Annotated in this window: 10 protein-coding genes; 3 read left to right on the top strand and 7 right to left on the bottom strand. The window is 66.9% G+C overall.

Annotated features, from left to right (window positions below; translation table 11 throughout):
* Positions 1 to 35: 35 nt before the first annotated feature.
* Positions 36 to 1,547, bottom strand: a complete 1,512-nt coding sequence (guaB, locus tag AC1DB8_RS03200; protein WP_476892147.1) for an IMP dehydrogenase — start codon at positions 1,545 to 1,547, stop codon at positions 36 to 38.
* A gap of 181 nt (positions 1,548 to 1,728) precedes the next feature.
* A complete protein-coding gene (locus AC1DB8_RS03195) occupies positions 1,729 to 3,825 on the bottom strand; it encodes an acyltransferase family protein (RefSeq protein WP_476892146.1) in 2,097 nt (698 codons plus the stop codon).
* 146 nt (positions 3,826 to 3,971) lie between these two features.
* Here AC1DB8_RS03195 and AC1DB8_RS03190 point away from each other — a divergent pair, with 146 nt between their 5' ends.
* On the top strand, positions 3,972 to 4,940 hold the full coding sequence (locus AC1DB8_RS03190) for a DUF389 domain-containing protein (RefSeq protein ID WP_476892145.1): 969 nt from the start codon (positions 3,972 to 3,974) through the stop codon (positions 4,938 to 4,940).
* A 67-nt stretch (positions 4,941 to 5,007) separates the two neighbouring features.
* On the opposite strand, the gene AC1DB8_RS03185 is transcribed toward AC1DB8_RS03190, so the two are convergent.
* From AC1DB8_RS03185 to AC1DB8_RS03170, 4 genes are all read right to left on the bottom strand, one after another.
* Positions 5,008 to 7,071: an acyltransferase family protein gene (locus tag AC1DB8_RS03185; protein ID WP_476892144.1), complete on the bottom strand. Its 2,064-nt coding sequence runs from the start codon at positions 7,069 to 7,071 to the stop codon at positions 5,008 to 5,010.
* Between the two features lie 189 nt (positions 7,072 to 7,260).
* The gene (gene groL / locus AC1DB8_RS03180) at positions 7,261 to 8,871 is read right to left on the bottom strand and encodes a chaperonin GroEL (protein ID WP_175321229.1); all 1,611 of its coding nucleotides are present in this window, start codon (positions 8,869 to 8,871) and stop codon (positions 7,261 to 7,263) included.
* Between the two features lie 79 nt (positions 8,872 to 8,950).
* Entirely contained in the window at positions 8,951 to 9,247 is a 297-nt protein-coding gene (gene groES, locus AC1DB8_RS03175; RefSeq protein ID WP_028275747.1) for a co-chaperone GroES, read from the bottom strand.
* A gap of 334 nt (positions 9,248 to 9,581) precedes the next feature.
* Entirely contained in the window at positions 9,582 to 9,995 is a 414-nt protein-coding gene (locus AC1DB8_RS03170) for a hypothetical protein (protein WP_476892143.1), read from the bottom strand.
* 56 nt (positions 9,996 to 10,051) lie between these two features.
* Between AC1DB8_RS03170 and AC1DB8_RS03165 the strand changes: the two genes are divergently transcribed.
* Positions 10,052 to 11,281, top strand: a complete 1,230-nt coding sequence (locus AC1DB8_RS03165; RefSeq protein WP_441417089.1) for a THUMP-like domain-containing protein — start codon at positions 10,052 to 10,054, stop codon at positions 11,279 to 11,281.
* Between the two features lie 21 nt (positions 11,282 to 11,302).
* Here the strand turns inward: AC1DB8_RS03165 and AC1DB8_RS03160 are convergent, their stop codons facing one another.
* The gene (locus AC1DB8_RS03160; RefSeq protein WP_476892142.1) at positions 11,303 to 12,136 is read right to left on the bottom strand and encodes a shikimate 5-dehydrogenase; all 834 of its coding nucleotides are present in this window, start codon (positions 12,134 to 12,136) and stop codon (positions 11,303 to 11,305) included.
* 355 nt (positions 12,137 to 12,491) lie between these two features.
* On the opposite strand from AC1DB8_RS03160, the gene AC1DB8_RS03155 reads away from it, so the two are divergent.
* Positions 12,492 to 13,643, top strand: coding sequence for a glutamate--cysteine ligase (locus AC1DB8_RS03155; RefSeq protein ID WP_476892141.1), 1,152 nt, complete (start codon positions 12,492 to 12,494; stop codon positions 13,641 to 13,643).
* Positions 13,644 to 13,649: the final 6 nt, after the last annotated feature.

Raw genomic sequence — 13,649 nt, 5'->3', positions numbered from 1 at the left:
GTGGCAGGGGCCGGGTGGGCCCACGGCGCCGGGGACTAGCGCGAACCGTAGTTCGGCGCCTCCACCGTCATCTGGATGTCATGCGGGTGGGATTCCTTCAGCCCGGCCGGGGTGATCCGGACGAACTTGCCACGGGCCTTGAGCTCGGGGACGGTGGGTGCTCCGGTGTAGAACATGGTCTGGCGGAGGCCGCCGACCAGCTGGTAGGCCACGGAGGAGAGCGGGCCGCGGTACGCCACGCGGCCTTCGATGCCCTCCGGGATGAGCTTGTCGTCACCGGAAACGTCGGCCTGGAAGTAGCGGTCCTTGGAGTAGGAGGTGTTCTTGCCGCGGGTCTGCATGGCCCCCAGCGAACCCATCCCCCGGTAGCTCTTGAACTGCTTGCCGTTGACGAAGATCAGGTCGCCCGGGGACTCGTCGCAGCCGGCCAGCAGGGAACCGAGCATGACGGTGTCCGCACCGGCGACCAGGGCCTTGCCGATGTCGCCGGAGTACTGCAGGCCGCCGTCGGCGATCAGCGGCACGCCGGCCGGGATGGCCGCCTTGGCGGACTCGTAGATGGCGGTGATCTGCGGGACGCCGACGCCGGCGACGACGCGGGTGGTGCAGATGGATCCGGGGCCGACGCCGACCTTGATGCCGTCGGCGCCGGCGTCGATCAGGGCCTGGGCGCCTTCGCGGGTGGCCGCCTGGCCGCCGATGATGTCCACGTGCGCTGCCACCGGGTCGGACTTCAGCCGGCGGATCATGTCCAGCACGCCCTGCGAGTGGCCGTTGGCGGTGTCCACGAAGAGGGCGTCCACGCCGGCGTCGATCAGGGCCATGGCCCGCTCCCAGCCGTCACCGAAGAACCCGATGGCGGCACCGACGCGCAGCCGGCCCTCGTCGTCCTTGGTGGCCAGCGGGTACTGCTCGGCCTTGGTGAAGTCCTTGGTGGTGATGAGGCCCGTGAGCCGGCCCTGCTCGTCGACGAGCGGGAGCTTCTCGATCTTGTTGGTGGCAAGCTTGTGCGAGGCTTCCTCGCGGCTGATGCCGACGTGACCGGTGACCAGCGGCATCTTGGTCATGACATCGCTGACCAGCCGGATCGGGAAATCCGTCTCCGGCACGAAGCGGGTGTCGCGGTTGGTGACAATGCCCAGCAGCCGCATGCCCTCGTCCACGACCGGCAGGCCGGAGACCCGGTAGTGCGAGCAGATCTCGTCCAACTCGGCCAGCGTGGCCTCGGGGCCGATGGTGAGGGGGTTGGTGATCATGCCGGACTCGCTGCGCTTGACCCGGTCCACCTGGTCGGCCTGGTCGGCGATCGAGAGGTTCCGGTGCACGACGCCAAGGCCGCCCTGGCGGGCCATGGCGATGGCCATCCGCGACTCGGTGACGGTGTCCATCGCGGCGGACAGCAGCGGCGTGTTCACCGTGATGCGCTTCGAGATCCGCGAGGAGGTATCAGCTTCGGAGGGGATGACGTTGGTGTGTCCCGGCAGGAGCAGGACGTCGTCGTAGGTCAGGCCAACAAAGCCGAAAGGGTCGTGTTCGGGCTGGGTCATGAGTGCGCCTCTTACCTTGGGTTTCTGGGGTCACGGGTAGGGGTTGCAGCAGATGACCAGCCCGTCATTACGGGCATGGCCTGTGCAGAAGTGTTGTGTAAATACTAGAACCTTGGCGGCGATCCCCATATTCCGGGACGCGAATGTGAGCAACGGCATCCGACTGGCGGCGCCGGGGGCGTCACTTCCAGCCGGTGGCGGCGAGCAGCCGCTTTTCGAACATTGGGATCATGCTCTGGACGTAGGTCTTGGTCAGGTGGTTGTCGTCCTTGTAGACGTACACGTTCCCGACGACGGCGGGGCAGGTCCCGTCGGCGCAGATGAAGTCGCTCATGTCCATCAGGTGCAGGCGGGCAACCTTGCCGCGGTAGTCGTCCAGCGGTGAGGACGCCGCCAGGGATTCCTGCAGCGGGACGTTGCACTCGGCGGCGTCGGGGCCCTTTTTCTGGACGCATTCGGGCATGTTGGTGGTGAACCGCGGGTTGTCGCGGATGCCGACAACCTCGATGCCGGCGTCGGTGAAGGGCTTGATCCCCTCCAGGTACTGCGGCACCTCGGTTTCGAACGGCGCCTCCTTGTGCGTCAGCGACGCGACCGTGAAGACGGCGTCGGGCTTGTGCGACAGGACGTAGTCGGAGCTGGCTTTGTTGAAGGCGTTGCAGTCGGCATCCCGCTCGGGTGACTCTCCCCCGAAGCGGCAGTTTCCCTTGAGCAGGGTGACGACCTCCCAGCCGTGGCTCTTGGCGATGGGGCCCAGCGCGGCCATGTACTGCTGCGCATGCGAGTCGCCGAGCACCACGATTTTCTTGGTGACCTTGTCCGGCCGGCTGTTCTGCAGGCAGCCCTGCAGGAGGGGGTCGCTGGGCACGTTGCCGTCGGTGCAGAGCCCGTCGATGTCGGCCCATTCGTTCTTCATGGCGGCCGGTGCCGGGATGATCTTGGCCTCCGGCGTCGGCTTCCCGGCGTTCTCCGGGGCCAAGGCTGCGGCGCCGGGCGTCAGTTCCTTCGGCTGGGACGCGGCCGCGGCTTCGTCGGCCACAATGTGGCTCTGCCACAAAGTCACCGGGCCGGCCAGCAGGGCCCCGCAGGCGGCGATGACGACGGCGGTGCGCCAGGCGCGGCGCTGCGGCCAGTGCCACTCGCGCAGCGGCTTCTCCACGAAGCGGGTGGTGAGCACGGCCAGCACCACGGAGATGGCGACTATCGCGAGCCCCTGCCACAGGTCCGGCGCGCTGACTCCCATCCCGGCCAAGGCCAGCACCAGCAACGGCCAGTGCCAAAGGTAGAGGGCGTAGGAGTTGTCGCCGAGGGCGACGAGCGGCCGCCAGGTCAGGAAACGGTCCACGCCGAACCGGCTGCCGCTCTGCCCCGCCACAATGATGGCGGCGGCAGCCAGCGTCGGCCACAGCGCGATGAATCCGGGGAAGGAGCGGTCGACCGTCAGCAGCAGCCCGCAGGAGAGCATCGCCACCAGTCCCGCCCAGCCCAGCACCAGGCGCAGGATCCTTCCCGGTTTCAGGTACGGCAGGGCCAGCGCCAGCAGCGAGCCCAAAGCGAATTCCCAGAGCCGCGCACGGGTGTCGAAGTAGGCGTAGGCCTGGTTGCTGGCGGTCTGCTCGATCGAGTAAACCAGCGACGCGGCGAAGATGGCGCCGAACGCGAGGGCCAGGAACAGGCGGTAATTCAGCAGTCGTTCGTCCACCCCGGTCCAGCGGCGCAGCGCGTAGCGCAGTCCCTTGCGCAGCAGGGCGGCGCCCGCGAACACGAGCGGCCACAGCAGGAAGACCTGCCCCTGGATGGACAGCGACCAGAAGTGCTGCAGCGGGCTGGCTCCCGAGTGGTCCTGGGCGTAGTAGTCCACGGCAGAGTCCGCGAGCAGCCAGTTCTGCCGGTACAACAGTGACGCCCAGGCCTGGTCGAGGATGTCCGGCCAGCGGCTTGCCGGCAGGATGGCCCAGGTGCCTGCCAGCACGCCCAGGACCACCACGACGACGGCGGGCAGCAGCCGCTTGAGCAGATGCAGCCAGTGGCTCACCAGGCGGAGCGGCTTACCGCTTTCCACCTTGCGGGCAAAGCTCAGGGTCATCAGGAAGGCCGAGATGAGCAGGAAGATGTCGACGCCACCGGAGACCCGGCCAAGCCACACGTGGTAGGTCACCACCATAAGAACGGCGAGGGCACGCAGGCCCTGCACCTCCGGGCGGTACCCCGATTTTCGGCTCGCGGGAGAACCCGCGGCCGCGTGCTGCGGGCTGGCTATGGTTCGCTCGTTCGTCACGCGGGATCCCTCAGGCTGGCTTCCAAAACATCAATGTTACCGAACCGTAATTTTCATTGCCAATTTCCGGGGCGCCTTCCGCCCGGGATTCCCGGGGCAGGGCGTACCGGCGAGGCTAGGCTGTTACGAGTCGAAGGAGGCCGCGAGTGATCGTGCAGGTGCGGATATGTGTCCCGGAGGAGCTCTCCGGAGCCGTGGTGGAGTGCTGCTCCGGTGAGCTTGGCGTCGCGGAGGTTGCGTTGCACCCCGGCGCCTCGGTGGTGCCGCCGGGCAACGTCATCCTCGTGTTCATGGCACGGGAGTCCGTCGAGTCGCTGATCGAAAAACTCCACGCCCTGAACGTCCAGGACGTTGGCTCCATCTCGGTCACCACGCCGGAGCTGGTGCTTTCCGATCGCGCGGATCAGGCGGTCGCTGAGGCGCCCGGCGAAGGCGCGGACGCGATGATCTGGGATGAGGTGTCGCGGCAGACCGGGGAGGATTCCCGGCTGACGTGGAGCTACCTGGCGTTTCTGGTCCTCGCGACGCAGCTGGCCGCGATCGGCATCGTCACCGACTCGACCATCGCGATCGTCGGTGCCATGGCGGTGGGGCCCGAGTTCGGCCCGCTCGCCGCCCTGGCCGTGGCCCTGGTGCGGCGCCAGTGGCGGCTGGGGCGCAGCGCGGCACTGGCACTCGGCGTCGGGTTCCCGGTCGCGATGCTGGCGGCGGCCTTCACGGCCTGGCTCTCCGTACCACTCGGGCTCTTTCCAGCTGACGCCCTGGACCGCGGTTCGGCTGTGGAGTTCATCTATCACCCGGGGCCCTATTCCCTGATTGTCGCCCTGCTGGCAGGGACCGCCGGCATGCTGTCCGTGATCAGCCGGCGCTCGGCGGCCCTCATCGGGGTGTTCATCTCCGTGACCACCGTCCCGGCCGCCGGTTTCGTAGCGGTTTCCCTCGTGCTGGGCGAGTACCAGAAGGCCGCAGGTTCCGCCCTCCAGCTCCTTGTGAACTTGGTCGGGATTATTGTCTCGGCGGTGGCGGTGCTGCTGTTTTACCGGCTAGTCACGAAGCGGCTGCCGCGCGACGCCGCGCGGAAGCTGCGGAGGAACGCCCAGCGCCTGCACCACTGAGCTGCACCGGGGCGGCCCCGGGGCGTCCCCTGCGGGGCCTGCGCGCTACATCCAGCCGGTCGCCGGGCTATTTCCAGCCGGTCGATTCCAGGAGCCGCTGGCCGAAGACCGAAGCCATCGAAGCCACGTAGGTTCGGGTTAGGTGATTGTTGTCCTTGTAGACGAAGGTGTTCCCCACCACCCCGGGACAGATTTTTCCGTCGCAGATCAGGTCCGTCATGTCGACCATGGACAGGCCCGGCACCCGGCCCTGGAGCGCAGCGAGGGGACTCTTGGCGGCCAGCACGTCGCGTTCGGCGCGTTGGCAGTCCGGGCTGTCCTCTCCCTTGTTGGCCGCGCATTCGGCGATATTGAAATTGAAGCGTGGGTTGTCCCGGATCGCCACCATCTCGACGTGCTTCTCGGTCCAGAACCTTGCGGTTGCTTCGAGGTCCGGGGAGAGCTTTTCAGCGGGGGAAGATACCGCGGCGACGGTACCGACGGTGATGATGGCGTCCGGCGGATTGTCGGTGACCTCCTCCGTCACGGCTGCGTTGTAGCTGTCGCAAGGAATGGAGCGCCTCTGGGCGGAGACGCTGTACCGGCAGCCGGCCCTGAGCATCGAGTAGACCCGCCAGCCCTTTTGCTTGCCGACGGCGTCGATGGCGGCCAGCCATTGCTGCGCGTGGGAATCACCCAGCACGAGGAGTGTTTTGGCGGGTTTGTCCGGCGCGTTGTTCTGTGAGCACGTGCTTCTCAGCGCCGGGCTCGAAGGCTCGAGGTCGCCGGAACACCGGTTGCCGAGGCTGGCCCAGTCCTTGTTGAGCTGTTCGGGCAGAGGCAGGATCGCGGCGTCGCCGTCGGCAGCGCTGACGAATCCGGGCAGCAGCGCCAGGGCGCCGGGATTGTTTCTTTGCGATTGCGACATCGCGGCCTCCGCCTGGAGGTGCTGCTGGAGCTGCAACGCCGTCAGGGGCAGGGCGACCACCGCGAGGGCAAGCGCGACGGCGACGGCAGCGCGCCGACGTCGCACTTCCGGCCACGCCCAGGACCGCCACGGCTTCTCGACGAAGCGAGTGGTAAGGAACGCGAGGCCCAGTGAGACGGCGATGATTACGCTGCCCGAAAGCCACCCCGCGTGCTCCTTGCCGCTCCAGGCCAGGGCCAGCACCAGCACCGGCCAGTGCCAGAGGTAGAGCGCGTAGGAGTTGTCACCGAGTTTCACGAGCGGGCCGGAGCTGAGGATACGGTCAACTCCCCAGCGGCTGTTCGTCTGCCCGGCCAGGATGATGCAGCCGGCGGCCAGGGTCGGCCAGAGCGCCACGAAGCCGGGGAAGGCCCCCTCCACGTCCAGGATGAAGCCGCAGCTGATCATGGCCACGACGCCGATCCAGCCGAGGACGACGCGGACCGGCCGGGACAGCAGGCTCAGTCCGGGCAGGAAGAGTGCCAGCAGCGTGCCCAGCGCAAACTCCCAGAGCCGAGCGCCGGTGTCGAAGTAGGCCTGGGACTGGTTGGTGGCCGTGTAGTAGATCGAGAAGGTCAGCGAAGCCAGGAAGATCGCGGCGAAGATGTAGCTGAGCAGCGCCCGGTAGCGGAGGTTGTACCGTCGTGCGAGGAACGCTGCGCCAGCAAAGATAAGCGGCCACAGAATGAAAATCTGGCCTTGAATGGAGAGTGACCAGAAGTGCTGGAGCGGGCTGGCCATGGCGTGGTCCGCCGCGTAGTAGTCAACAGCCTCGGACTGCAGCAACCGGTTTTCAACGTAGAACAGCGATGCCCAGCTTTGCTCGACCACGTCCGGAAAACGGGTGCGGGGCAACAAGAAGTAGCTGGCCGCCAGCACGCTTAAGATGACGACTGCCGCCCCGGCCAGGAGTCGACGGAACAGGTGGAGCCAATGCTTGACTAGGTCCATCCGCGAGACCCGTTCGAAGCGCCCCACGAACTGCAGCGTCATCAGGAACGCCGAGATCAGCAGGAAGATATCGACGCCGCCGGACACCCGGCCAAACCAGATGTGGTAGGTGACCACCATGAGCACCGCGAGCGAACGCAGTCCTTGAATTTCCGGCCTGAATTTCGTCCCCCGGGCAGGACGTGGCTCGGCGCTCGTTTCGCGCGGCGAGACGAGCGTTACCGCTCCAGACATATGAACCCCCGTAGAAACAACGCAAGACAGCCAGAGCAACTATACAACCCGGTTCGGCGTCGGTCCCTTTCGGATGACGCCGGCCACGATGCCCGGACCCCGACGGCATGGCTCCGGGGAACAAAAAGGACCGGACCAGCTGACGCTGGTCCGGTCCCTTCTTTGCACAGGAACTAGTGCGCGGAAACCTTAGTGCTGGTGTCCGGCGTGCTCGTCCTCGTCGGCCGGCTTTTCCACCACGAGGGTTTCGGTGGTGAGAACCAGCGCCGCGATGGAGGCCGCGTTGCGGAGGGCCGCGCGGGTGACCTTGACGGGGTCGATGACACCGGCCGCGATCAGGTCCTCGTATTCGCCGGTCTTGGCGTTGAAGCCCTGGTTGACGGCGGATTCGGCCACCTTGGCGACGACGACGTAGCCGTCAAAGCCGGCGTTCTGGGCGATCCAGCGCAGCGGCTGGGTCAGGGCCCGGCGGACGATGCCCACGGCAGCTGCCGCGTCGCCGTCGAGCGCCTGGACAGCCGGATCCTCATCAAGCGCCTTGAGGGCGTGGATGAGGGCGGAGCCGCCCCCGGCCACGATGCCTTCTTCGAGGGCCGCGCGTGTGGAGGACACGGCGTCCTCGATGCGATGCTTCTTTTCCTTCAGCTCGACCTCGGTGGCAGCGCCAACCTTGATCACGCCGATGCCGCCGGCCAGCTTGGCCAGGCGTTCCTGCAGCTTTTCCTTGTCCCAGTCCGAATCGGTGCGGGTCAGCTCGGCGCGCAGCTGGGCAACCCGGGCCGCGACGTCCTCGGCCGAACCGGCGCCGTCAACGATGGTGGTGTTGTCCTTCGTGACGGTGATGCGGCGGGCGGTACCCAGGACCTCAAGGCCCACGGTGTCCAGGCTGAGGCCCAGTTCCGGGGAGACAACCTGCGCGCCGGTGAGGGTCGCGATGTCCTGCAGCATGGCCTTGCGGCGGTCTCCGAAACCGGGAGCCTTGACGGCCACGACGTTCAGGGTGCCGCGGATACGGTTGACGATCAGCGTGGAGAGTGCCTCGCCGTCGACGTCTTCGGCGATGATGAAGAGCGGCTTGGAGCTCTGCAGCGCCTTTTCCAGCAGCGGCAGGAATTCCTGGACCGAGGAGATCTTGCCCTGGTTGATCAGGATAAGGGCGTCTTCGAGGACTGCTTCCTGGCGTTCCGCGTCGGTGACGAAGTACGGGGACAGGTAGCCCTTGTCGAACTGCATGCCCTCGGTGAGGACCAGTTCGGTCTGCGTGGTGGAGGACTCCTCGATGGTGATCACACCGTCCTTGCCGACCTTGCCGAAGGCCTCGGCCAGGAGCTCGCCGACCTCGTCGCTCTGTGCGGAGATCGCGGCCACGTTGGCCACCTGGGTGCCCTCGACCGGGCGGGCGTTTTCGAGCAGGCGGGCGGCCACGGCCTCGACGGAGACCTCGATGCCGCGCTTGATCTGGCCCGGGGCGGCGCCGGCGGCAACGTTGCGCAGGCCTTCCTTGACCAGGGCCTGGGCGAGGACGGTGGCGGTGGTGGTACCGTCGCCGGCGACGTCGTTGGTCTTGGTGGCGACCTCCTTGGCGAGCTGTGCGCCAAGGTTTTCGTACGGGTCGTCCAGCTCTACTTCGCGGGCGATGGTCACACCGTCGTTGGTGATCGTGGGGGCGCCCCACTTCTTGTCCAGCACGACGTTGCGGCCGCGCGGGCCGAGCGTCACCTTGACCGTGTTGGCGAGCTTATCGATGCCGGCTTCGAGCGACCGGCGGGCAGCGTCGTTAAACGCAAGCTGCTTTGCCATGGTTTTGTCCTTTCAAGACAGAACCCCGCGCAGCCGTTCGTTCAAAGCGAAGGATCGGCGGCGCGGGGGTCCAAGAGAGTTACTTTACGACGATCGCCAGAACGTCGCGGGCGGAGAGCACGAGGTACTCGGTGCCGCCGGTCTTAACTTCGGTTCCGCCGTACTTGGAGTAGATGACAACGTCGCCAACGGCAACGTCAACGGGAACGCGGTTGCCATTGTCATCAAAGCGGCCGGGGCCTACTGCAACAACTTCGCCTTCCTGCGGCTTCTCCTGTGCGGAGTCCGGGATAACCAGGCCGGAAGCCGTGGTCTGCTCGGCTTCGAGCGGGCGGACAACAATACGATCCTCAAGAGGCTTAATAGAGACCGACACTCGGACCTCTCCTTTTCGTCAGCAAATTTGTGGACTATGAAGCGGTGATCCGTGGCGTACAAACCGTCGTCGCGGTGCCGGCAGTAGCCCGGCGGAACATGCTTCACGTGTTAGCACCCGCCTAGGGAGAGTGCTAATGACGACTCTATGTAAGTAGTTAGCACTCGGTCAAGGTGAGTGCCAGAAGTTCGTCACTGGTGAACGTCCGGCGGGACCGTCCGGAGTGACGGACATGCCCATCGCAACCGGCCGGCACCGGACATATCGGCAATATGTCCGGTGCTGGTGCCGAAGGATGGGCATGTCCCTCGGTCCGCGCCCAGGCTGGGGCGGCCTACTCCCCCGCCAGGTCCTCGTAGTCCCAGTCCTGGCCGTCGTCGTCTTCCTCGATCCGGGCGGAGGCGTTGCGTTCGCGGTACAGCACAAAGCCGCCGGCGAGGGCAGCGACCGCGCCGAGGACGAGGGCGATGATGCCGCCCACCCGGGCTGCGGCATAGGTGTCACGGATCGCGCGCGCCTCATCGGTCGCATCCTTCACGTCTTTGCCGCCGACCGAGTAGACGGTCGCATTGAAGGAGTCCAGTAAGAAGATAATGACGAGCAACGCCACGCACACGACGGCGATCACGACGCCGGCGATCAGCGCCGGCCGGGCGAAGCGGGCCAGTCCCCGGCTGTCCCGGGCCTCCCCGACGGCGTTCTCCCGGGTGCCTGCCGTGCCGAAGTCGTCTGTGTCCCTGCCATCCATGCCGTCCAGCCTATCGGGCGCGCCGGGCGTTCCCCGCCTGAACTACGCTTGATGGCATGGCTGAGACTACGCAGGACCAGATCGCCCCGCTCCTCAATCCGGAGGGCTGGGAGCTGCTGGCCTCGCTGGGACCGTACCGCGAGGAGGAGGCCTTCCGCCTCAACGCCTCGCTCCGGAAGGCCGGCCATTCCCCCGAACTGGTGTCCGCGGCACTCACCCAGTCCCGCCTGCGGACAAAGGCGGAAGCGAAGTTCGGTGAATTCGCCCGGCAGATGATTTTCACCCGGGCCGGCCTGGAACAGGCCACCCGGCTGACCGTAGCGGCGCGGCACGCGCAGCGCTTCGCCGAGGCCGGGATTGCCCATGTGGCGGATCTGGGCTGCGGACTGGGAGCCGACGCAATGGCCCTGGCCTCGCTGGACATCAAGGTGACCGCCGTGGAACTGGACGAAACCACCGCCGCCTGCGCCACGATGAACCTGATCCCGTTCCGGAACGCCACCGTCGTCCATGCCGATGCCGCCGCCGTCCCGCTCGACGGGATTGACGGCGTCTGGCTGGACCCGGCCCGCCGCACCACCTCAAGTTCCGGGACCAAGCGACTCTGGGATCCGGAGGACTTCTCCCCCCCGCTGTCCTTCGTGGAATCCCTGGCCTCGTCCGGCCGTGCCGTCGGCGTGAAGATGGGCCCGGGCATGCCGCATGCCTCCGTCCCGGAGGACTGCGAGGCGCAGTGGGTCTCGGTGGGCGGCGACGTCACCGAAGTTGCGCTGTGGTTCAACGCGGTCCGCCGACCCGGAATCCGGCGTGCCGCGCTGGTACTCGGCCCGCAAGGCGCCGCGGAGCTCACCAGCTCGGAGGACTTCGGCGCCGGGCCGGAGGCCCCGCTGGGCCCGGTGGATGGCTACCTCTACGAGCCCGACGGCGCCGTGATCCGCGCCGGCCTGGTCGCCGACGTCGCGCTCCAGCTGGGCGGTCATCTGCTGGACGAACACATCGCCTATATCTGCGCGCCGGAACTGCACGATACCCCGTATGCCCGCGCGTACAAGGTCCTTGAGGTGATGCCGTTCAACGTCAAGGCGCTCAAGTCCTGGGTCAAGGACAACGGCGTGGGCGTCCTTGACATCAAGAAGCGCGGCACCTCGGTCACGCCGGAGGAACTGCGCAAGCAACTGCTCCCCGGCGGCGGCAGGAGCGCCAAGAATGCGGCCAAGAAGACGGCCACCCTGGTCCTCACCAGGATCGGGGAGGAGCGGGTGGCCATCTCGGTGGAACCGGCCTAGGGCCGGCCTTGCGGGGCGGGGCTACTGGGCCCGCATGAACTCCTCGGCGGCACGGACCTGTTCGTCGCTGGGCCGGATGCCCGTGTAGAGCACGAACTGTTCGAGGGCCTGGATGGTGGCGACCTCGGCGCCGGTGATCACCTGCTTGCCGGCCGCCCGCGCGGCTTTGATCAGCGGCGTTTCGGCGGGCAGCGCCACAACATCGAACACCACCTTCGCGGCCGCCACGGCTTCCGGCGGGAAGGACAGGGCGCCGGACTCGGGGCCGCCAGCCATGCCGACGGGCGTCACGTTGATCAGCAGGTCGGCTGTGCCCTCTGCGGAATCCGGGGCCGGGAGTACTGCACGCCATTCGAATCCGTAGAGCCCGGCGAGCGTCCGGCCGGCCGCCTCGTTGCGGGCGATGATCGTGACGTGCCGGAATCCGGCGTCGCGCAGTGCCGCCGCAGTGGCCTTCGCCATTCCACCGGCGCCCAGCAGCCACACCGTGTAGTCCGTGGGGACGGCGTTGCGTTCCAGCAGCTGCTCGATCGCCGTGTAGTCGGTGTTGTAGGCCGTGAGCTTACCGCCGTCGTTGACGATCGTGTTGACCGAGTCGATGGCTTTCGCGGACGGGTCCATGACATCCACGAGGGCGATGACGTCTTCCTTGAATGGCATGGACACGGCGCAGCCGCGGATGCCCAGGCCCCGCACGCCGGCGATGGCCTGGGCCAGGTCGGTGGGGGCGAAGGCCTTGTAGATCCAGTTCAGGCCCAGCTGTTCGTACAGGTGGTTGTGGAAGCGGGTCCCGTTGTTGCTCGGCCGGGCCGAGAGCGAGATGCACAGGGTCATGTCTTTATTCAGGATGGGCACAGCACCATTAAACGCCACGAAACGCCACGGCAACGGCTCAGCGGCAGCCGGAACCAGGCCCTTGCCGCCCGACGGGGCCGGTGCAGCCTGTGGATACCAGGGAGAGCCCTGGCAGAACCGCCGCGGCTGCCGGGAACAGGCTTCTTCTGTGAAAACTCTCACGCATCAGCTGTAACTTGACCACCAGTTGGATGCTACCCCTGCACTAGACTTTGAACACCGCTGCCTGGCCACTGCATGCCGCAACCGGGCTGCACCAGCGGCCAATGAACACCAGCGGCCAATGAACACCGGCGGCGAACACACACTGGCGGGTGACAAACTCCGGCGGGCAACAAAACAGCGAAGGGACCACATGAAGATTGATTTCGCTTCATCCAGGCAATCAACTCTTGGTGTGGAATGGGAGCTCGCGCTCGTCAACGCCGAAACCGGTGAGCTGGCCTCGGTGGCCAGCGAGGTGCTCCGCGGCGTGTCCGCCCGGCATCCCGAGCTGAACGAGGATGACGAACACCCGCACATCAAACAGGAGCTGCTGCTCAACACGGTGGAGCTCGTCACGGGCATCTGCACCACCGTGGCGGAAGCGAAGGCGGACCTGAACAGTTCCCTCGCCGCGGTGCGCGAGGTCACCGACCCGATGGGCGTCGAAGTCTTCTGCGCCGGCAGCCACCCCTTCAGCCCGCCGCAGCTCCAGCCCGTCACCGACAAGGCGCGGTACGCCAAGCTGATCGACCGCACCCAGTGGTGGGGCCGCCAGATGGTCATCTACGGCGTCCACGTGCACGTGGGCCTCGACAGCCGCGACAAGGTACTTCCTGTACTCGACGGGCTCGTCAATTACTTCCCGCACTTCCAGGCGCTTTCCGCCTCCAGCCCGTTCTGGGGCGGCGAGGACACCGGCTACGCCTCGCAACGCGCGCTGATGTTCCAGCAGTTGCCGACGGCGGGACTGCCGTTCCAGTTCTCCAGCTGGGAAGAATACGAGTCCTACGTCCAGGACATGTTCACCACCGGGGTGATCGACACCCTCTCCGAGATCCGCTGGGACATCCGGCCGGTACCCAACCTCGGCACCATCGAGATGCGCATCTGCGACGGCCTGGCCACGCTTGAGGAGGTGGGGGCCATCGCCGCCCTGACCCAGTGCCTCGTGGACGAGTTCTCCACCATCCTGGACAACGGCGGCACCATCCCGACCATGCCGCCCTGGCATGTCCAGGAAAACAAGTGGCGCGCGGCCCGCTACGGTCTGGACGCAATTATCATCCTCGACGCCGACGGCAACGAGCAGCTCGTCACCGAGCACCTGCGGGAGACGCTGGCCCGGCTCGAGCCCGTGGCTGCAAAGCTCGGCTGCAGCGCGGAGCTGGCCGACGTCGAGAAGATTATCGAGCGCGGGGCCGGCTACCAGCGGCAGCGCCGCGTCGCCGCGGAGCACGGCGGGGACCTGCGCGCCGTCGTCCTGGATCTGGTCGAGCAGATGCGCAAGGGGCCCGAAGCCTAGATTCCT

The sequence above is a fragment of the Arthrobacter sp. 10N410 genome, from assembly GCF_056394945.1.
Note: the sequence above shows the minus strand (reverse complement) of the source record. Positions and strands in the feature narration are given on the sequence as shown.

What these genes read in the sequence shown, in the direction of transcription:
- AC1DB8_RS03155 (WP_476892141.1), top strand. Translation starts at nt 12,492, where the DNA reads ATGAAGATTGATTTCGCTTCATCCAGGCAATCAACTCTTGGTGTGGAA.
- AC1DB8_RS03165 (WP_441417089.1), top strand. Translation starts at nt 10,052, where the DNA reads ATGGCTGAGACTACGCAGGACCAGATCGCCCCGCTCCTCAATCCGGAG.
- guaB (WP_476892147.1), bottom strand. Translation starts at nt 1,547, where the DNA reads ATGACCCAGCCCGAACACGACCCTTTCGGCTTTGTTGGCCTGACCTAC.
- AC1DB8_RS03170 (WP_476892143.1), bottom strand. Translation starts at nt 9,995, where the DNA reads ATGGATGGCAGGGACACAGACGACTTCGGCACGGCAGGCACCCGGGAG.
- groL (WP_175321229.1), bottom strand. Translation starts at nt 8,871, where the DNA reads ATGGCAAAGCAGCTTGCGTTTAACGACGCTGCCCGCCGGTCGCTCGAA.
- AC1DB8_RS03185 (WP_476892144.1), bottom strand. Translation starts at nt 7,071, where the DNA reads ATGTCTGGAGCGGTAACGCTCGTCTCGCCGCGCGAAACGAGCGCCGAG.